Here is a 19,882-nt window from a genome sequence, read left to right on the forward strand (position 1 = left end):
CAGCACCAAAGATGCTCAATCTCCCCGACACCGTCTGGATCAACCGACCAGCTGACGACACCAGCCAGAAGACCGAACCCGAAGCCGCCTAACACCCACTGGTCTCACTCACCTTGACAAATTCCGGCACCCGGTCGCGGAGAGAGGTCGGCGTACGAGCACCGTGTACCGGTCGAGCTGGTGCCGGCGAGCTCGCACGGGAGAACTCGGTCGCGCGCGATTGGCCGGCGCAGGCAGGTGTGACTGTCGGGGCCGGCCCTAGGTGACGGGCGTACGTGGCAGGCGCGGTGTTTCAGAGTGCTCGGCTCAGGGCATTAGTTCAGCAACTGTCCCCGCACGAAAGGACCGCTGATGAGCACCGGCGACAAGATCGACAACAAAGCCGAAGAACTCAAGGGCAAGGCCAAAGAAGGCCTCGGGCACGCCACCGACGACGAAAGCCTGAAGAACGAGGGGAAAGCCGACCAGGTCAAGGGAAACGTCAAACAGGCCGCCGAAAAGGTCAAGGACGCATTCAAGAACTGACCGGGCTTTCCCAGGGCCATCCGTTATCCGGTCCCTTGCTTCGGAGATAAAAGTGATCGTTCTCGGAGTTATCCTCCTCGTTATCGGTTTCATCGCCAAGATCGCCGTGCTGTGGTCCATCGGGATCGCGCTGGTTCTCATTGGTGCCGTCCTCGCGTTGCTGGGCCGCGCCGGAACCAAAATCGGCGGTCGCGCACACTGGTTCTGACCCTCGCTACAGCAGACGGCGCCCACACCGAAGTCGGTGTGGGCGCCGTCTGCTGTAGCGCAACAATCGGCGTTGTCCGTCCCCCTCACCAAAGACCACCGCCCCGCCACGAGTATCGAACCTTGAGAACGGGTTGCATGCCTGCCTCGAACCGGCCGCCGGAGTTTGCGGCGGCATCGTCAGACTGAGGCATCCCCGACGCCGGCTCGTTCGCGCGCGGCGAGGATGTCCGGGACGTGCGTCTCGGCCCACTGCCGTACGGCACGCAGCGGAACCAGCAGGGAACGGCCGATCTCGGTCAGGGCGTATTCGACGTGCGGCGGGTTGCCGCCCAGGTCGGTACGGGTGAGCAGGCCGTCAGCCTCCATGGCGCGCAGCGTCTCGGTGAGAGCCTTGGGGGTGATCCCGCGGATGTGCGCTTTGAGCTCGGTGAACCGCATCGGTCCGTCCTCCAGCGCGTTGACGGCGAACACCGTCCAACGCGCCCCGATGCGGTGCAGCACGGTGCGACTGGGGCACGTCGCCGCCATGACGTTGTACGCCTTGCCCATATGGTCCTCTCCGGTAGCGTTGAAGATACCGGTAGCAAATGTATACCGTCACGGTCATGAGCGAGAAACTGAAAGACAAGCGGATCCTGGTCGTCGGCGGGGCCCGCGGTATCGGCGCTGAGATCGTCCGGCGCACCGGGCTGGCCGGCGCAGACGTCGTCGTCGCCACACGGTCCGGCCCCGAGGTCCGGATCGACGTCACCGACGAGACCACCATCGCGCGGGCCGCCGAGTCGCTCGGCGCCTTCGACCACGTGATCTCCACCGCGTCGGCTCACCATGACGTGCCGGTGCCCGACCTGGAACACGACAAGATCCAGGCCGCGTTCTCCGCGAAGGTCGTCGGCCCACTGCTACTGGCCAAACACTTCGCCCCACGGATGCCTGGCGACGGATCTTTCCTGTTCTTCTCCGGCATTGTGGGCTGGCAGCCGAAGCCCGGCACCGTCGTCAAAGGCACTGCGAATGCTGCCCTGGCCGCGCTGGTCACCCACCTGGCCGTCGAGCTCGCGCCGTTGCGTGTCAACGCCATCGCGCCCGGTATCACCGACTCCGGCACTTGGGACCGGCTTCCGAACGAGCGTCGCCGTGCCTTGTACGACAGGACCGCCGCGGCCTCCCTCGCCGGGAGGGTCGGGACGCTCGAGGACGTCACCGACACCGCCCTGTGGCTCCTGGGTGCGGGATGGGTGACGGGCGAGACGGTCCATGTCGACGGCGGCGCCCGGCGCCGCTGATCCCGGCGCCACCGGTGCCATGGCAACCACCACCATCCGTCCCCGCGCCCTTCTCCCGGTCACCTAGCCGTGAGCCACCGCAACGCACTCCGACCGGCTACCTGGCCGGCGTGTCGGACAGAGCGAGACGGTGCTGGTCGATCAGTCGCGTGTGATGCCGTCGCGCTGGATCAGGATTCGGAATCCGGTCAACAATGCGTTGACGCCGACTTCGAACTCGACGTCGCTACCGACCTCCGCGAGGACATCGGCGTGCTGGACGAGCAAGGGAAACGCCGCCGCGTCTCGTGAACGGTAAAGCAGGCGCCGGTGACGGCTCTCCTCGGAATCCGACGCGTCCAGACCGAGGTTGAAGTGCAACGAGCCGATCACAAGGTGGCCAGCGACGACGCGGCGGCGGCCGCGAGCCGGGGGTTGAGACCGGCGCCGATGAACAGTTCGAGGGCGTACTCCATCCCGGCCAGCGAGTTGGGACCGAGCCCACGCCGAGGTCATGTCGACGAGCAGAGTCACCAGCTCCTCACGGTTGCGCACGTGACGGTAGAGCGACGCCTGCGTGCAGTCGAGTGCCTCGGCGAGGTTGCGCATCGTCAGCGCCGCTGCCCCGCGGGTGTCGAGGAGGTCCATGACACTGGCGTTGACCGGTCCGAATGGGCTGTTGAAGCTGCTGATCAGCCGTGTTCCGAGTGTGTGACGCCATTGATACGGAGTGAGACAAACCTGCTCGCCGTGCTCATCAGAATCACCGTGACCAGTCGGCAGCCGGGGTTGTCCCACAGGGCGAGGTTGCTGCATCCTCCAACTGGATCATGACGTGATTCGATGGAATAATTCACGCTTCGAAAACTGCGCACCGGAGTCGGAAATGGATTAATCCATTGACTTTGCTGACGCAGAATAATCCATCAAATACGGCCCCACACCGGTGCTGATCAGGCATTTTACGATGAGAGTTTCGCCGCAACCGAATCCGCGAGTACTGGCTATCGCCATTTAAGAACCCCCGGCCGGTTCACCCTTGCAGTCGATGCCCACTTCGGGGCAGAATCGTCATGCACGTGCACATGCATGTGTACATGCCCGCCATCTACCGCCTCGGAAGCGCCCAACGACACCTACCCAGGGAAGCAGCGAGCCTCTGGAAACCACACATCGCTCCGCCGACGGAGCAGTTGCACGGTCGACCACGCACGTCGGAACGCGGCCAAACAAGTAATCGCTGACAAGAAGCCCCGGCGCCTGCCACGCACGCACGCCCAGGGCAGGCATTGTCGCGGAATGGGGCGCCGAAATCATGACTCACTAGCGGCCGAGAAGTTCAGCATGAAGCCGGTCGTGCATCACCAGCAAATGGCGTGTAATCATATGATTGGCACTGGATAGAAGCGGTTTTCCGTGGATTATTCCACGGAAAACCGCCTCCGGTTTTACCGGAACGCGAGCACCTGCGCTCACAGGGAATCTCGTCGTTGTTGTCTCACCCAACAACCCGTCAATGACCGAAGGAGAACAACGTGCCGATTCCAGGCGTCCTGATGGCGGATTCGCCAGACGGGAACGAGCGACACACGTCTCACCAGGACCCCCGGCCGTGGCCCCTCAACGAGTGCGAGCACCCCGTCCGAGTCACGATCAGCTTCAACGACGACGTCCCGATGCTGTGCCGCCACCACCCCACACCGACGGCCGGGGAACCGATCCCCGCCGCGCGGGGCGGACATCGTCACCGGCGCCCAGCCGGTCCATGGCCCGCAGCGGTCGTGCACCGGCTCCGAAGCCGGGGTACGAAACTTCGGGTCACCGTGGTCCTCGCGGTCCTGCTCGGCGGGGTCGCGGCGATCACCGTCGGAGTCCTCGGCGGCATCGCAACCTCTGGCGGACTCCTGCTGGTGAACCTGCTCGGTCCCGTTCTGCAGCGCAGGCGTCGCCCAGCCTCCGACGGGGAGTAGCACCGGCAACGAGAGACCGATTGCCCTGCTCGGCGCAGCCGAGCGCTCTGCCGCGACGCGGGGAACCTGCTGTCGGCGCAACACGCCAGGCTGACGGTCGTCATCACCACTGTTCTCTATTAACAGACGGATGCCGGCACACTCGGTGGTTGCACTTTTCCGACTGGCCTGTCATTCGACCATTCTGCGCCCATCACCATTGTCACAATGAGTACAGCTACGTATGCACGTTCATGTGCCGAGTCCATTAGCACAATCACCGCTGCCCATTCGGGTGAATATCAATTTCCAGGGGCATAGTCACCCGTGCGCCGCTTGCGCCTGGATTAATCCACACGCACTCTGTGAAAGGAAGAACACATACAGTCATTCGACACCGAGGGGGCTTCCATGGACACCTACGACCCGCGCACCGCCAGCCAGATCTTTCCCGCACACACCTGGCAGCGCTCCAAAGCGTGCGGCCCGAACGGCGCGAATTGCGTGGAAGTCAACCTCAGCACCGACGGACTGGTAGGGCTGCGGGACACGAAGCTGCCCCACTCCCCCGTCCTCGTGTTCGACAACGCCGAATGGGACGCTTTCCTGAGTTCCGCGCAAGCAGGCCAGTTCCGGCGCTGACCCCGCCCCGTCACCAATCTCCACCAGAAGTCCACCAATGGAGCAGCGCAATCACGCCCAAGTTCGAGAGCAACCGGTTGCAGAACCACAAAAGGCACCCGCGCCCCGAGACGTGCACTAGTATGGGACGCTTGTTGCCCCCGACTGGATTGCAGAGCCGCTGTGACGTCCTCGGTGCCGGTCATTTCGGTGGCCACGCAGCGCAAGTCGCTGGGTATTCTGGTGCGTCAAGCCAGGACACGCTACGACATCACGCAAGCCGCACTCGGCGCTCTCATCGGCTGCAAGCAGTCCAAGGTCAACAAGATCGAGACCGGGAAATGTGGAACGAAGTCCGCCGACCTGGACAACATCGTGGTGGCATTGGCAATCGATCCAGCGACCGCGGCGCAGATGAGGGCCCTGAATGTGCGCAGCACACCAGCGCGTGCGCGGTCCGAGGAGCGCGCGGCGACGCCGTCGTGGTTCTTCGCCGTCATCGAACGCGAGCGCGACGCCACGGAGATGTTCAGCTGGACCGGGGAACGCATACCCGGCCTGCTGCAGTCCGAGTACTACATGCTGACCCAGTTCCATGCAAGCGGGGCATCCAACGTCACCGCTCTCGTGTCGCAACGGTCAGCGCGACAGCGGATCTTCGCCAACAACCCGGCCGGCCACTATGAGTTCCTGCTCAGCGAAGGCGCAGTGGACAGAATGGTGCGCAGCCTCAAACCCGCAACCGCACTCGACCAACTCGACCACATACTGAACCTGATGAAGCGCTACCCCTGCATCAGCATCCGCGTGGTTCCCTACAGCGCGGCACCCTATGTCGACCCGGACTTCACTATCCTGCGCTTCGCCGAGGACACGCTGGACTTCGCCTACACCGAATCTGTCACGGGCCTGACCACCACAGCGGGCGCAGAGCTGCACAAATACGACGAAGCCCAGGACGCACTCCGATACCTCGCCCTGCCGGTCGACGCGACGGCGGACCTGTTCACCGAACACGCCCGGCGGCTCGGCGGCATCCTGTCCCTCTAGTGCCACTTAACGCGTGAAGTGATCGCACCATTACACTCAGTGAATTCCCTTGTCGGCAACAGGAAAGGACCCCCACCGTGGCCGAGTTCGTCGAGGAACCGTTCCCCCCTCCCGGCGTCGACCTCGACCACCCCAGCGTCGCCAGGGTCTACGACTACCTCCTCGGCGGAACCGCCAACTGGATCATCGACCGCCAGTTCGCCGACAAGGCCCTCGCAACCCTGCCCATACTGGGCTCCATCGCCCGGGCGAACCGGTTGTTCCTGCACCGAGCCGTCCGCCACCTCGTCGGACTCGGCGTCACCCAGTTCGTCGACATCGGCTCCGGTGTCCCCACCATGGGCCACGCCCACCAAGTCGCCGACGAGATCACCCCCGGCGAGACCCGCGTCGCGTACATCGACTACGAACCCGTCGCCGTTGCCCACTCCGAGGACCTGCTCAAAGAACACGGCGACCCCAGCCGGCATGTCGCGATCCACGCCGACATGCGCGACCCCGACCGACTTTGGGAGAAGATCCGCGACACCGGGGTCATCGACCTCGACAAGCCGGTAGGGCTACTGCTTATCGCCGTGCTTCACGTGCAGCAACCACCCGCCGAGGACAGCGGAACCACCGACGACCTCGGCCCCAGCCTCGTCGCCCACTACCGAGACCTGCTCCGGTCGGGGTCCTACCTGGCACTCTCACACCTCACCGACGACGGCGTGCCACCGGAATTCGACGACAAACTGGCGCGGCTGGTGACAATGTACGAGCAGTCGAGTAACCCGGTGCTCTGCCGCTCCCACTCCGAGATCGCCGAACTGTTCGGGGACTTCACGATGGTCGAGCCCGGACTCACCTGGACACCACTCTGGCACCCTGAAAACACCGGAGCCGGCGCGCTGACGGTCGAGTTCGCCACGCCCAACGAATCAGCCTGCCTCGCCGGCGTCGCACGCAAGGACGAATGACGAGGGCGAACTGGTGAGTTTTGCACGGCCAAGCCGCGTCCGAAGACAGCGGAGGATTCGAATAACTACGGAATACTGCGGAATAATGACCACCCCGCATTTTTCCAGCGGACATTAACGTATCCGAGCGACGGCGTCCTGCCAATCGTTCATGAATTTTTCTGCAGCAATCCGTTGGACTACTCAGAACCCCTCGTCGACTTTCCTGCCTCAGCCGGTCGTGCGGCCACGGCTACGTGACCGTTGCGGGACCGCCCGCGTTGGGAAGTTCCACATACACCCAGACACCCGGGTAGGTGGCTCCTCGGGCCGTCGGCGGCGGATCGCCTATCCGCACCCGGCCACCGTGCGCGGCGACGAGTTCCCGGACGATTGCCAGGCCGAGACCCGTACCGCCATCGACCCGGTCGCGGGAGTCGTCAAGGCGGGTGAAGCGGGTGAAGACCCGATCGCGGTGTTCCGGTGCGATGCCGGGACCGTCGTCGGCGACGACCAGTCGCACCGCCCCGTCGGAGTGACCGATGCTCACCGCGACCGCGCCGCGCGCATGTCGGGCAGCGTTGTCGAGCAGATTGCGGACAATCCGCGTCATCGCGCCCGGATCGGCCGTGATCTGGGCGGCGTGCACGTTCGTCGCGTCGATTACGTGCTCGGTCATGTGTCGTGCGCGGATGATCTCGGTGAGGACGACGTCGTCGAGGTCGAGCACCCGTCGGCTGGTCTGCCCCGCTGGGTCGTCGAGCCGGGCCAGCACCAGCAGGTCTTCCATCAGCGCGCTCAGCCTGCCGAGGTCGGCGAGGAGCACTCGGCTGATCCGTCGCCAGTCGTCCGGATCGGTCGCCCGCAATCCGTTCTCGGCCTCGACCATCGCCGCGGCAAGCGGGCTTCGCAGCTCGTGAGCGGCATCGGCCACGAAGCGCCGCTGAGCACCCGATGCGGTGTCCAGCCGGTCGAGCATGTCGTTGAGGGTGGCGGCCAGCCGGTGGATCTCGTCCCGAGACGGCGGCAGATCCACCCGGCGCCGCAGGTCCGACGCGCTGATCCGCGCCACCTCCCGGCGCAGCGTCTCCACTGGCCGCAGGGTATACCCGGTGAACAGCCAGGTGATCGCGCCGATCACCGCGGCGAGAGCGGGCAGGCCGACTCCGAGCCCGGTCGCGAGGTCAGCCAGGCTGCGTTGTTCCTGCGCGAGTGACATGGCGACGACGACAGTGACCGGCCGGCCGCGCAGGTGAGAGGGCAGCGTCAGGATCCGGTACGAACCCTCGCCGATCGGCAGCGAGCTCAGGGTGAGCGGACCGCCACCGGCGAGCGGGGCCGGCAGGGGAAGTTCGACCACGGATTCGTTGCCGGCCAGATCGACCGAACTTGCCACCGGCCGGCCCGTCGCGTCAAGCAGTTGCACCGCGCTGACATCCCCTCCCACCGACGGGATCAGGGTGCCCAGTGTGCCCTGCTCGGCCTGCACCGAGACCTCGTGCGCCCGCATGACCAAGGCAGTGTCCACGGAGTTCATCAGCGCGCCGCCTACTCCGTACAGGATGCCGGCGGCGATCACAAGCATGCCCACACCGACGACCACGACTGTGCCGGCCGTGACCTGGACGCGCAGCGACCGGCGCCGCCACCAGGTGCCTATCCACGCCCGGCGCGCCACGGGTCAGCCGCCAGTGCCCGAGAGCCGGTAACCGAACCCGCGCACCGTCTGGATCATGGCCGTACCGTACGGGTCGTCGATCTTCCGGCGTAGATAGTGGACGTAGACCTCGACGATGTTCGGGTCGCCGTCGAAGTTCTCGTCCCAGACACCGGCCAGGATCTCCGCCTTGGTGACCACGGCGTCCGGTTGAGCCATGAGGAACTCCAGCACCGCGAACTCCCGGGGTGTCAGCCGGATCTCGGCGTCGCGCCGGAAGCAGCGGTGCGCGGCCGGGTCCAGCGACAGGTCGCCCACGTGCCGCACCACAAGTCGGGCCGGTGCGCCGCGCCGCACGAGCGCACGCAGCCGGGCGATCAGTACCACGACCGAGAACGGCTTGGTCAGATAGTCGTCTGCGCCGAGGTCGAGGCCGTCGGCCTCGTCGTACTCACCGTCCTTCGCGCTGAGCATCAAAATCGGCGTCCACACCTGTGCCGCGCGCACTTCGCGGCACACCGCGTAGCCGTTGAGCCCGGGCAACATGATGTCCAACACGATGACGTCATAGGAGTTGTTCCGGGCCTTGAACAACCCGTCCGCACCGTCATGGGCGAGTTCGACGGTGAAGCCCTCCGCGAGCAGCGCCCGCTGCACCGCGGCCGCGATGTCCCGGTCGTCGTCTACCACCAGCACACGCATCAGCCGGTTCTCCTCCACTATCCCCGGAATCGATGCTAACCGCCCGGGCTGAGGGGATCCTTAACGCGCCTACCTGGGCTGAAGCGTCGCTTTCAGCCGGCGCTCAGCGCCGCACAGGGTCCGTTAAGGACTCGCCGGGCACCGTCGGGCGTGTTGGCACTTCCGCCGACCTGATCCCAAAGAGGACAACTGAGATGAATCTTCGGACAAAATTGGCACTGGCGCTGGCAGGCGGCGGGGCGATCGCGGCGATCGGCGTCAGCTCCGCAGCGGCAGCAACCGCGCCGACGTCGCCGTCCGTAACGCCGGCTACGTCAAGCGTGAGCCAGGCCGCACTCCAGACGCCGGCCGGCACCGAAGCCCCGGGTTCGGAGCAGGCCGACACCGAGGCGCCCGGTGCGCCTGGTGACGGACCCGGCGGACACGCCGACGCGCCCGGCAACGTCGATCACCAGGCCACCGGGACGGAATGACCGTCCTCTCTGTCTGCTGAGCCACACCGCTCGATGGCCGCCCGCGACTCCTTCATTCGGGTCGCGGGCAGCCGTCGTCACGGCTTGAGTGCCGGGAGTGGGCTTGCCTCAGCGGGATCGACGGGCGACTCCGAGCGTATCGAGAGCCCGCGACAAACCCCCGGGTCCACACCTCACAGCTGCGCGGACCCGGCCTTTTTCACGCGCCGATTCGACACCGGCGAACTCCCACCGCGCACCCGGCCCGTATCGCTCCTGTTCCGTGAGCGGTTCGCCCACATCGAACCGTTGCCGCAGCGTGGACAGCAGCCGCTGAAACGTCGACCGCCATCGCGACACGCCGACCGCGCCGTCCGCCCTGGACCGCGGGACGCCGGCCCGCATCATCGAGTCGATCGATCCGGTCTGGATCACCACACCGGAGACGGTGCCGGTGAGCTCGTTCCGGACGCTCGGGGTGGGTCGCGCCGGTGTGCCATTTCCGCCAGGCGGCGTCCTGCTGTTCGACGGGCCCAACCGTGGTTTCAGTTCGGGCACCGGACCCAGCTCCGAGCGAGTACGTTCGCCCGACAAGCCGGTCAACGCCAAACCCTGTTCACGAACCTTTTTGCTATCTTCGCCGCCGCCGCAACCTGCTCCGACGACTTCTGCTGCTGCCCTTTCGAGCCTTCTTCGATGCAGCCATAACACCAGCATTTATCACTTTCGGTCGCCAATCCGGCCAAGTCGCAGCGCGGCGTGTCGGACCGGAAACAATGGGCGGCGGCTACGAACCCGCCGTACAGGGCGTCTTTGTCCAGCAACGAGGGAATCGGGGACCGACTGGACCGCCCCGCGGACTGACATCGTCAGAAATCCGTAAGCCGGGCCATGCCGGGTTCCTGTGCGACGGCGGTTACTCTCGCTCGCATGGTCTGGTACGGCAAGTTGGACACCGTGCCGTCTGCACTGCGCGATGCGCGACAGTCAGGCGCCTCCGCAACGGAAGGCCTGGGTGCCTCGTGTGGCGCCGCAAGCAGGGAGGGCGGTGCGACCCCGGGCCAGTGATCGGCGCGACGGCACCATTTACGCATCTGAACACGGTGAGCGGAAGTACTTCCGTGCCCCCTATTGTTGCCCCTTTGCTGGGCGACGCCGCGCGCACCTGTTGCGGCGAAGTAACGAACCCTGGAAATACTCTCAACCTGTCGCGGGCGGCGTCATTCTCTTGTAAGGAATTAAACCTCGTCGTGAGATCTGACGAACGCTAGCTTCATGGGAGTCAGAGTACTGAGTGAACGACGAAGAGGTCGGTCAATGCGAAACAAATCTATCAGAAATAAACTCTTGGTCATAACCGCCGCATTCGCCGCGGCGACACTTCCGGGGGGAGCCGCCGTGGCGACGGCCACGCCATCGCCGCAGCCAGCCGCATCGCACAACTCCTTGCCAGGACAGCTTGCCGGATTGCTTCCTTCGGACAAGATTGTCCTGCGCAGTGCCGACAAGGTCGATTTGGACAAAGACACGGTGACGTTGCCTCTGCGGAAGGGCAACGCCAACGGGAAGACTGTCTGGTACATCATCACGGAGGCATCGGACGTCGGCATCGCACATGATCTCAATGTGAACTATGCGCCGAAGTTGATCAATATGCCGATCGGCTGCACGGCCTGCGTTCAAGACGTGACACTGAAGACCCCGTCGGTGGAGGAGAACCGGTTCGGTCCTGCCGAAATCAATTTCAACGGAGGAGTGGACTTCAGCCCAGCGCGGGTCCTCAATCCAGGGCCCGGAGTGTTCCCTCCCGCCACGGCTGAGCCCGGCGCAGTGGGAGAGACGGGCTACAGTCCGTTCATCCGGGTCAACGGGTCGCCAGTTGTCTACAACGCACCGATCGTGGCGGTCGGCGACGGCCCGTTCGACGTGATCCATCACACCAACACCGCGGATCGGGTGCTGGGCGTTCACCCAGCCGCGCCGTCCGGACCCGGCCAGTACCACCAAGCCAGTGTTGATCTGCTGCTGGTTCATGGTTTCGACGCGGGGCAGCCCATCCTGTACATCAGCACGGAGTCGAACGACAAAGTCACCGCAACGCTGGAGCGTGCAACATACGTTCCGACACTGTCACAGTCGCCGTTCAACGGTGGTGACGACGACCTGGGTTCGGCCCGCGAACGGATCTTCCCCTTCATCAATGGGCAGGTCGGCGCGAACAACTCGCAAGCACAGGGCCTCATCCACCTCATCAAGGACGGTCATGCCACCGAGGACGCCTACGCCGGCAATGTGGGTCTCATCCAGGCCCTGCGCAACGGTGGTGACGCACTGAATGTACAGGGTGACTTTCCGACGCTGACCGATCCGCGGCACTCCGAGGCGTACTCCCCGTTGTGGGAAGCCCAGTTCGGGCAGTGGACCGACAAGGCGATCAAGCTTGGACTCGATAAGCGGCAAATCGACGAAAATCAGATCTTCAACCTCGCCGCAACGCACCCGGACTTGATCACGGGCCCCAACGGCGGTCCGTTCGGAGGGCAGGGTGTCGTGATCAACTGTCCGGTGATCGGCTTTACGCTGAACGCCCCGGCAGACAGCCTCGCTGCCCCGGTTGACGGTTCTCAGCACTGACACACTTGTCGGTGGCGCGCGGCTGGATCCAGGATCCGGCCGCGCGCTCTCATACCGCGCCGGCGACCCATTGATCGAGATACATCGCACGGTAGTCAAACATTGACCGGCGTCGCGCCGTGACCAGGTCACCGTGCTGATGGACGACCCCTCCCCGGCAGTGACGCGCAGATCGACTACGGCCACCTCGGTTCCTGGACCGACCCGCGGTCAGGCAAGAAACGACGAGTGTGGGCGTTCGTGATGGTCCTGCCGAGAAGCCGGTACATGTTCGTGCGCCCGGTGCTGACCATGGACCAGCGGGCCTGGACCGAGTGCCACGTCGCGGCGTTCGACTTCTTCGGCGGAGTCTCCGCCCGGTTGGTGCCGGACAACCTCAAGACCGGCGTGGACAAGCCCGGCCTCTACGACCCGAAGATCAACCTCTCCTATGCCGAACTCGCCGAGCACTACGGCACCTTGGTCGCCCCGGCGCGGGCGGCCAAGCCGAAGGACAAACCGCGGGTGGAACGGCCGATGCATGATCGAAGCCGTGGGTAGCCTGACCGAGATCCGACGTCCGGTCCGGGTCCAGGTTTCGCTCCAGCCGTGTTGGCGTGCATGCGGGTTGGGCCGCACAAGCGATCGGATCCGTTGGGCTGCACTAATTCTTGCTCAAGTCCATTCTCTTCTGTCCACACTGGTGTTACACCTTCCTTGTTGCTGCTGGATATGGCGGCCGTCACTGGGCGTGAGATCCACGACGCTGACTGTCGCGAGATATTTACGGTATAGGCCAACGAATGGTCGCTTTGTCCCATGGAAGGGATACCCATGCGTGTAAGTCGCAAAAACCGGTCAGTCCTGATGGTCGGTTTGGTCACCAGTCTCGTCATGACTGCGGCCGCGGCCCCGAGTTCGGCACAGCCCCAGCGGCCGCTGCCGCCGAAGCAGGCGGTTGCCGAAGGTTTCGACGGGGCGGTCGTGTCCGACACCCCCGAGTCGACCCAGGCCGGTATCGACGTCCTGCGGCGGGGCGGCACCGCCGCGGACGCGGCCGTCGCGGTGGCCTCGACACTCGGCGTCACCGATCCCTACGTCGCCGGCCTTGGTGGCGGCGGCTACTTCGTCTACTACGACGCCAAGACGAAGAAGATCTCCACGATCGACGGCCGCGAGACCACGCCCGCCGCCGACACCTCGAAGATGTTCATCGATCCGGCCACCGGCCAGCCCTACCCGTTCGCCACCGCGGTCGAGAGTGGACGGTCGGTCGGCGTGCCCGGCCAGCTCGCGACCTGGCAACGCGCCCTGCAGAAGTGGGGCAACTTCAGCTTGGCCGACAACCTGCGCCCCGCGGAACAGGTGGCGGACCGCGGCTTCGTCGTCGACCAGGCGTTCTCCGACCAGACCAAGGAGGAGGCGACCAAGCTGGGTCAGTTCAGCTCGAGCGCGAAGCTGTTCCTCCCGGGCGGCCAGGCTCCGGCCGTCGGCTCGGTCTTCCGTAACCCTGACCTCGCCGACACCTACCGGCAGATCGGCAGGCAGGGAACGGGCGCGTTCTACGGCGGTTCGATCGGCCGCGACCTCGTGAACACCGTCCAGCACCTCCCGCTGGCGAAGAACGCCACCATCAAGCCCATCACCGGCCCGATGCAGGTGTCCGATCTCCGCGCCTACCAGGCGCTCGACGCCGCGCCGACGCACGTGAACTACCGCGGTTACGACGTGTACAGCATGGGCCCGTCGTCCAGCGGCGGTATCACCGTCGGCGAGTCGCTCAACATCCTGCAGAACTTCGATCTTTCCAAGATGGACACCGTGCAGGCGCTGCACCACTACCTCGAGGCCAGCCGTCTCGCGTTCGCAGACCGCAACCGCTACATCGGTGACGCGCGGTACGTCGACGTTCCTGAGCAGCAGCTGCTGTCCCCGGCGTTCGCGGCAACCCGGGCCTGCCAGATCGACCCCGCCAAGGCCGGGAAGAGCCCCGTCGCCCCAGGCAACCCCTACCAGACGAGCGGCGGCTGCCAGACCGTTCCCGCGGCGTCCACCAGCAGCAACGAGAACCACACCAACCACTTCGTCGTCTCCGACCGATGGGGCAACGTCGTGTCGTACACGAACACGATCGAACAGCTGGCCGGCAGCGGCATCACCGTGCCCGGGCACGGTTTCGTGCTCAACAACGAGCTGACCGACTTCAACTTCGCGCCCACCCAGGGCACCGCCCCCGACCCGAACCTCCCGGCGGGTGGCAAGCGGCCGCGGTCGAGCATGTCCCCGAGCATCGTGCTGCAGCACGGGAAGCCGTTCCTCGCCGTCGGCTCCCCGGGCGGCGCGACGATCATCACGACCGTCCTGCAGATCCTGGTCAACCGGCTCGACCTCGGCATGACCCTGCCGCAGGCGATCGCCGCGCCACGCGCCTCGCAGCGCAACGCGGTGACGACCAGCGCCGAGCCGGGATTCATCGCGCAATCGACCACACCAGGGCTCGAAGCGCTCGGCCAGAGCTTCACCGATGTCGGCGCGATCGGCACGGCCGCCGGGCTGGAATTCCTGCCCCACGGAAAGATCCTCGCGGCCGGCGAGCCGGTACGGCGAGACGGTGGTACCGCCGCCGCGGTCGTCTCGCCCCGGTGACCCCGCCGCCCGGTGGGGCACTTGTCTGAGCCGGACAACTCCCTGGGCCCCGTCGGCCGTGCCGTAGAGCGCGGCCGACGGGGCTTACCACTGCGGCCGGAAACATGAGTAACACACTGTGAGCGCCGGTTAACCGCAAGTGTCTTTGGACGCTGAAAATGCGATCTCAGGGCTGGCGTGTCCCAGTTTCTGCTCGTCCCACCGGCCCGGCGCACCGAAATCGCCGTGGTCAAGCCGTCCTCACCGAATGTTGGCGGGTGCCAGGGCGAGCTGTCGATGCTGCTCCACCAGTCCCACCAGGCCGTCGAGCACGCTCGACAGCAGCTTGTGAGCGGGAGTTCCCACCGGCAGTGTGCCCTCGGACCCCAACTGCTCGTGCGCCTGGAACAGCAGGAATTCCGGCTGCCGCAGGACTGCCACGTTCAGCTTGTGCAGTACCTGCCGCAAGGCCAGCTGGGCACGAACTGTGCCGAACGGTCCCGGTGACGCGCCGATGATGGCCACCGGCTTGCCGTTCAACGCCGGAGGTCCTCGTCGGGCCGGGACAGCCAGTCAAGTGCGTTCTTCAACACGCCGGGCAGGGAGTTGTTGTACTCGGGTGTGGCGATCAGGACCGCGTCGGCGGCCTATACCAAGCCGTCCAAGAAGGCAATTCAATCGATCAGGGACAAGGTGAAGGTCAAGACGTACAGGTCAACCCGCCATTTGACTCTGGGCGAGCTACTCACGAAACCGGCAGCCGCTACCCAAGGCTGACCAGCGGTCAAGACACGGAGAGCGCCCGGTGCGTTGAGAGGCGCACGCCGGGTGCGGCGGGCGGGTCGAGGAAACGGACTGGCTGCAAGGCCAACACCGCGCCTCGGCCCGACCCAACCGCCGAGGCACCGGATCCCCGATCCGACTCGTAGTGCCGCTTGGTGGCCACCGATGGTCACGGTGCTCTGCTCGGGGAACGCCTCAAGCGCCGGCGTGGCCGACTGCGCGGACCGCCACGGAGGCGCCGCCCTTGGCCAGCGATTCGGCGGCCGCGACGACTACCGCGAGGTCGGCCATCCCCTCCTCGCCGGGCACGACCGGCTCGGCACCAGTCCGGATCGACTCCAGCCAGTCCAGCACCATCAGCCGATGGCTGTCGTAATAGTTCTCCTTGCCACCATGCTCGCTCGACGTCGGCGTCCAGACGAGGCAGCCCCCCTCGTCTCCCTCGTAGTCGACCACGACGTCGAGCCGACCGCCGGTGCCGAGCACCGTGGCTTCGGCCTGCGCCGCCGGACCAGGGCTGGACCAGCTCAGCATGGACTGCGCGACGACTCCGCTCCTCATCCGCAGAGTGAGCGCGACCGTCCCCAGGTCGCCGTCTGCTGCCACCGCCTCGACCGGCCCGACCAGTGCCCGAAGCAGGCTGACCTGGTGGGTTCCCTGATCGAGCAGGATGCCCCCGGACGGTCCCGTTCCGTGGCGCCAGCCGTCGCGTACCCACACACCGCCGACCTGGTAGGCCCGAGTCGAACGCAGCGCGAGGACGTCACCGATCCGGCCGGCATCGAGCGCCGCGCGGGCGTCGTGCACGGCCCGCAGGTGCGGATAGTTCTCGGCGACAGCCAGGACGAGTCCGGCGTCCGCGGCGGCCGCGACCATCGCGCGGGCGTCGGAGAGTGTTGTCGCCAAGGGCTTTTCGACCATTACGTGGCAACCGGCGCCCAGGGCTTCCAGCACCAACCCGGAGTGCAGGTGGTGGGGGACGCGAACGTCGACGGCGTCGACCCGGACAGCCCGGCGTGCCTCGGCCAGGGAGCCGAAAGGGAGCGCGCCGGTCAGCTCGGCGACCACGGCGGCCCGTCGCGGGTCGGGGTCGATGGCGGCGGTGAGCCCGCCCAGTCCCGTGTAGACAGTGCGGGCGACGATCTCCCCCATCGCCCCGCACCCGGCCAGTGCGACGTGGATCGGTTCGGTCACAGTGTCTTCTCCTTCGCTGCGACAGGCCGGAACCGGTCGGCCGGTAGGCCCGGGATCTCCGTGTCGACGGCGAAGAGCTTGCCCGCGTGCAGGTCCGCGGCCGCCTGTGCGGAGGTGAAACCCTCTTGCGACGTCGTGATGAACAGGGTGGTGAGACCCTCGCCGCCGAAGCAGCAACTGCTCACCTGCGTGGCCGCGACGTCGACGCGAGCGAGTACTTCGCCGCGCTGACTGAACCGCATCACCGCCGAACCGCCCCACAAGGCGACCCACAGCGCTCCCTCGGCGTCGATCGCCATCCCGTCCGGCGCGCCGAGGGCCGGGTCGATCCGGAACGCCGTCTCCCGGTGTACAAGGTCACCGTCGACGGTCACCAGATCCACGCGCTGGGTGGGGGTGTCGATGTAGAAGAACTCGTTTGGGCTTCGCCAGGCGAGCCCGTTCGAGATCGTCACGTCCGCCAGCACGCGGACGACGTGCTCGCCGTCCAGGCGGTACAGCGAGCCCATGCCGGGCGTGCGGTCATGAGCCATGCTGCCCGCCCAGAACCGGCCGCGGGGGTCCGCGGCGCCGTCGTTCATCCGCGTGCGCCCGGCGTGGCCGCGTTCGGGCTCGGCCAGCCGGTGCACCGAGCCGTCGGTGAGGAGCCGGGCGAAGCCGAACTCGCTCGCCACGATCCAGCCGTCGGCAAGGTCGGCGCACGGCACGACCGCGCCGACCGCCTCGCCGAGCCGGTAGGTGTACACAACCGAAAGCCTTGGTGCGGCCCAGGTCGCCCGGCGGACCAGCCCCGCGTTGAGATCCACCCATAGCAGTTCACCAAGGACGTCGTCCCAGAGCGGCCCCTCGGCGTGGCCGGCGCGCTCGTCAAGGCAGACTTCGGCTCGGTAGGTGCGCATGGCTGTCCTACCCCAGCCGCATCGACGTGTACGAGTGGGCCGGGAACGTCCGCGTCAGCACACCGCCACTGAAGTCCACAGTGGACGATGATGGCACGACGTCGCGAGGCTTGCCGACCGTGTTCACGCCGTTCGCCGGTCCCGTCAGGGTGCTCACGGCCGCGGTGCCGCTGAATCCGTCAAGCCGCATCGTATAGGTGAGCGGTGTGTCCGAACCGTTGACGATGTCGACGCTCAGCCGTTTCCCGTCCGGGCTCGCCAGCGCGGTGACGTCGAACAGCTGGTCCCCGCCGGTGATGTCCGCGCGGACCACGTTGTGCTGCCACGACGCCGCCTTCATCTGGTCGACGTAGTAAGGCGGCTGGCCCCACACTTGCTGCTGGTTCATGAACACCAGCCCCTGGTCCCAGCCGTTGTCGTTCTGGCCGTCGACCTGCAGCGCGTTGGCCGACGACACGACGTCGACCTTGGGTCTGCGCTGCAGGGCGTTGATCGCGTAGGCGTTGGCGATGGCGCGCGCGAGGTCGTGTGTATCGGCGTTGAGCTCGAAGACGACGACCTTGTAGTCGGCGCCGGGGCTGATCGCTCCGAGCTGGTAGACGTAGCTGTCCAGCGCGGCGATCTGCGACGGGATGCCCGCGGCGTCCTGCGTCCAGAGGTGGACGTCGAACTGGACTTCGGCGCCGTACTGCCGAGAGAGATCGAGGATCTTCTTGTGCGTGGCGAGGGTGTTTACTTTACCGCCGCCGGTGAAGTGGTACGGATCGGTGATCACGTCGCCGTAGGTGAAGTCCCCGACGACGAGCTTGATCGTCGGGTCGTAGGACCAGATGACGTCGGCGAGCGCCTTGAACTTCGTCCAGTACGTGTCGTCGACGGCGTTCTCGTTGCCCAGTTCCAGTCGGTGGACGGTGTACGGCGCCGGGTGCCCGTCGGCGACACGCCGGGCGCCCCACGGCGTGGAGGCCGGTCCGTAGAGGTACTGCATGAGGTCGGCGATGTCCTGTGGGGTCTCGTCGATGTTCAGCGACGGCACGGCTTCGATGCCCATCGCCTCGCCCAGCTTCAGGAAGTCGAAGATGCCCCAGCCGTTCGACTCGTAGGGGTACCAGAAACCGGTGGTGACCGGCCGGTTCACCGGGTCGCCGATCATCGTCTTCCACTTGTACTGCGAGACGTCACCGCAGCCGCTGTTGGCGCAGCCGCCGAACCGGATCGCGCGCACGCCCTGCTGCACCATCGCGTCGGCGACGTCCTTGCGGACGGGCAGGCCGTCGAACCGGCCCCACGGTCCGGGCTGCAGGAAGGTGTACCCGACATGGGCCGTGCCGGGGGCGGTCAGCGCGACGGTGAACCGGGCGAGCGTGTCACTCGCCGTCGGAGAGAGCGAGTAGGAGTAGGTGCGCCAGCCGGTGCTCTGTGTGCGTACCGAGGTCTGGGCGTAGGTCCGGCTGCCGTCCGCGCTCTGCAGGGCCAGGTCCACGGTCTCCGCGGCGTCGGCGCGCAGGGTGATCTTGCCTTCGTATGGCTTGCCGCCTACCAGGCCGAGGCCCTGCCGGTTGAGACCGCGGTTCTCGATCCCGACGCTGCCCTGACCGGAGGTGAAGGTGATCTCCTGGTCCTGGCGCCCCTTGAACGGCGCGGCCGTGTCGAGCGCGTAGGTGCCGGCGGCACCCCCCGACGCGGTCGCGCGCCACATCCCGCTCACACCCGGATCGTGCTCGGGCTCGGCGAATGCCTCGCCGTAGAGCAGCTGGCTGTAGATCCCGCCGTAGATCTCATGGTTGACGTCTTCCATGCCGGTAGCGACGTCGGTGGGCGATGCCTGGCCTGCAACTTCGTTGGTGTGCACGGTCACACCGCGCGCGAGGATGGTCGGGACGATCTTCCACACCTGGCCGGCACGTCCCGGTACCTGGCTCCACAACTGCGTCTCGACGCCGAATGTCGTCCCTCCATCCTTTGTGGACAAAAGACGGTTCCCGGTGCCCTGGTTGGCGATCGTGACAGTGCCACTGCCCGCGTCGGCGATACGCCAGTGCTGGTCGGGGTAGGTTCCCAGGTAGTCCCAGAGGTGCACGACAGCACCGTCGCCGGACTGGCCGTTCACTGTGGACAGAGCCTTCCCGATACCGTCGTTGACGATCTCGCTGTAGCCGCCGCCGAGGTCGACCTGCCGCCAGAGCTGGCGGCGGTCCCCGGCGTAGGGGGTAACGGTGACTACCGGGTCGCCACCGGTCCGGGTCAGACCGAGTACCCCGCCGCCCGCCGGTTCGACGATCGTGAACGTCACACCGTCAGCGTTGGTGGCGTCCGCCCGGACGGCGGTGGGCGCGATCATGGACAACACGAGGAGCAGCGCAGCAAACAGGCTTCGTTTCATCATGACTCCTCTGGAG

General features: G+C 66.2%; 19 protein-coding genes and 1 pseudogene. 11 read left to right on the forward strand and 9 right to left on the reverse strand.

Annotation, left to right across the window (positions count from 1 at the left end; all coding sequences use genetic code 11):
• Positions 1-351 precede the first annotated feature (351 nt).
• Positions 352-525, forward strand: coding sequence for a CsbD family protein (locus JWQ81_RS29750; RefSeq protein ID WP_297546789.1), 174 nt, complete (start codon positions 352-354; stop codon positions 523-525).
• A gap of 52 nt (positions 526-577) precedes the next feature.
• Positions 578-733 carry a hypothetical protein gene (locus tag JWQ81_RS29755; RefSeq protein ID WP_297546791.1) on the forward strand — a complete coding sequence of 52 codons (156 nt, stop codon included), beginning with the start codon at positions 578-580 and terminating at the stop codon, positions 731-733.
• A gap of 179 nt (positions 734-912) precedes the next feature.
• On the opposite strand, the gene JWQ81_RS29760 is transcribed toward JWQ81_RS29755, so the two are convergent.
• Positions 913-1,284 carry a helix-turn-helix domain-containing protein gene (locus JWQ81_RS29760; protein ID WP_297546793.1) on the reverse strand — a complete coding sequence of 124 codons (372 nt, stop codon included), beginning with the start codon at positions 1,282-1,284 and terminating at the stop codon, positions 913-915.
• A gap of 56 nt (positions 1,285-1,340) precedes the next feature.
• On the opposite strand from JWQ81_RS29760, the gene JWQ81_RS29765 reads away from it, so the two are divergent.
• Positions 1,341-2,021, forward strand: a complete 681-nt coding sequence (locus JWQ81_RS29765) for an SDR family oxidoreductase (RefSeq protein WP_297546795.1) — start codon at positions 1,341-1,343, stop codon at positions 2,019-2,021.
• 141 nt (positions 2,022-2,162) lie between these two features.
• Here JWQ81_RS29765 and JWQ81_RS29770 read toward each other — a convergent pair whose 3' ends face one another.
• Complete coding sequence (locus JWQ81_RS29770; protein ID WP_297546797.1) at positions 2,163-2,648, reverse strand: TetR/AcrR family transcriptional regulator; 486 nt, start codon at positions 2,646-2,648, stop codon at positions 2,163-2,165.
• Between the two features lie 887 nt (positions 2,649-3,535).
• Between JWQ81_RS29770 and JWQ81_RS29775 the strand changes: the two genes are divergently transcribed.
• The 4 genes from JWQ81_RS29775 (at position 3,536) to JWQ81_RS29790 (ending at position 6,579) form a co-directional block, all read left to right on the forward strand.
• Positions 3,536-3,970 carry a hypothetical protein gene (locus JWQ81_RS29775; protein WP_297546799.1) on the forward strand — a complete coding sequence of 145 codons (435 nt, stop codon included), beginning with the start codon at positions 3,536-3,538 and terminating at the stop codon, positions 3,968-3,970.
• Positions 3,971-4,360: 390 nt separating this feature from the next.
• Positions 4,361-4,591, forward strand: coding sequence for a DUF397 domain-containing protein (locus tag JWQ81_RS29780; protein WP_297546801.1), 231 nt, complete (start codon positions 4,361-4,363; stop codon positions 4,589-4,591).
• A 162-nt stretch (positions 4,592-4,753) separates the two neighbouring features.
• Positions 4,754-5,620, forward strand: coding sequence for a helix-turn-helix transcriptional regulator (locus JWQ81_RS29785; protein WP_297546803.1), 867 nt, complete (start codon positions 4,754-4,756; stop codon positions 5,618-5,620).
• Positions 5,621-5,697: 77 nt separating this feature from the next.
• Entirely contained in the window at positions 5,698-6,579 is an 882-nt protein-coding gene (locus JWQ81_RS29790) for an SAM-dependent methyltransferase (RefSeq protein ID WP_297546805.1), read from the forward strand.
• 232 nt (positions 6,580-6,811) lie between these two features.
• Here JWQ81_RS29790 and JWQ81_RS29795 read toward each other — a convergent pair whose 3' ends face one another.
• Positions 6,812-8,143: an ATP-binding protein gene (locus JWQ81_RS29795; protein WP_297546806.1), complete on the reverse strand. Its 1,332-nt coding sequence runs from the start codon at positions 8,141-8,143 to the stop codon at positions 6,812-6,814.
• A 96-nt stretch (positions 8,144-8,239) separates the two neighbouring features.
• A complete protein-coding gene (locus tag JWQ81_RS29800; RefSeq protein WP_297546807.1) occupies positions 8,240-8,917 on the reverse strand; it encodes a response regulator transcription factor in 678 nt (225 codons plus the stop codon).
• 194 nt (positions 8,918-9,111) lie between these two features.
• Between JWQ81_RS29800 and JWQ81_RS29805 the strand changes: the two genes are divergently transcribed.
• The 4 genes and pseudogenes from JWQ81_RS29805 to ggt all read left to right on the forward strand — a co-directional run bounded on the left by JWQ81_RS29805 (position 9,112) and on the right by ggt (position 14,628).
• Positions 9,112-9,390, forward strand: coding sequence for a hypothetical protein (locus JWQ81_RS29805; RefSeq protein WP_297546808.1), 279 nt, complete (start codon positions 9,112-9,114; stop codon positions 9,388-9,390).
• Between the two features lie 1,377 nt (positions 9,391-10,767).
• Positions 10,768-12,003 carry a hypothetical protein gene (locus tag JWQ81_RS29810; RefSeq protein WP_297546809.1) on the forward strand — a complete coding sequence of 412 codons (1,236 nt, stop codon included), beginning with the start codon at positions 10,768-10,770 and terminating at the stop codon, positions 12,001-12,003.
• A gap of 156 nt (positions 12,004-12,159) precedes the next feature.
• Positions 12,160-12,522: pseudogene (locus JWQ81_RS29815) on the forward strand (DDE-type integrase/transposase/recombinase); the annotation flags it as partial.
• 354 nt (positions 12,523-12,876) lie between these two features.
• Positions 12,877-14,628, forward strand: coding sequence for a gamma-glutamyltransferase (gene ggt / locus JWQ81_RS29820; RefSeq protein WP_297546811.1), 1,752 nt, complete (start codon positions 12,877-12,879; stop codon positions 14,626-14,628).
• 240 nt (positions 14,629-14,868) lie between these two features.
• Here the strand turns inward: ggt and JWQ81_RS29825 are convergent, their stop codons facing one another.
• From JWQ81_RS29825 to JWQ81_RS29845, 5 genes are all read right to left on the reverse strand, one after another.
• Entirely contained in the window at positions 14,869-15,147 is a 279-nt protein-coding gene (locus tag JWQ81_RS29825) for an NAD(P)H-dependent oxidoreductase (protein ID WP_297546813.1), read from the reverse strand.
• Positions 15,144-15,239: an NAD(P)H-dependent oxidoreductase gene (locus tag JWQ81_RS29830; RefSeq protein WP_366942350.1), complete on the reverse strand. Its 96-nt coding sequence runs from the start codon at positions 15,237-15,239 to the stop codon at positions 15,144-15,146. Before JWQ81_RS29830 ends, JWQ81_RS29825 begins: the two co-directional genes overlap by 4 nt.
• A 346-nt stretch (positions 15,240-15,585) precedes the next feature.
• Positions 15,586-16,584 carry a Gfo/Idh/MocA family oxidoreductase gene (locus JWQ81_RS29835; protein WP_297546815.1) on the reverse strand — a complete coding sequence of 333 codons (999 nt, stop codon included), beginning with the start codon at positions 16,582-16,584 and terminating at the stop codon, positions 15,586-15,588.
• A complete protein-coding gene (locus JWQ81_RS29840; protein WP_297546817.1) occupies positions 16,581-17,483 on the reverse strand; it encodes an SMP-30/gluconolactonase/LRE family protein in 903 nt (300 codons plus the stop codon). Before JWQ81_RS29840 ends, JWQ81_RS29835 begins: the two co-directional genes overlap by 4 nt.
• 7 nt (positions 17,484-17,490) lie before the next feature.
• Entirely contained in the window at positions 17,491-19,866 is a 2,376-nt protein-coding gene (locus JWQ81_RS29845; protein WP_297546819.1) for an RICIN domain-containing protein, read from the reverse strand.
• Positions 19,867-19,882: the final 16 nt, after the last annotated feature.

Source organism: Amycolatopsis sp. (assembly GCF_025464955.1).
Classification (GTDB): Bacteria; Actinomycetota; Actinomycetes; order Mycobacteriales; family Pseudonocardiaceae; genus Amycolatopsis.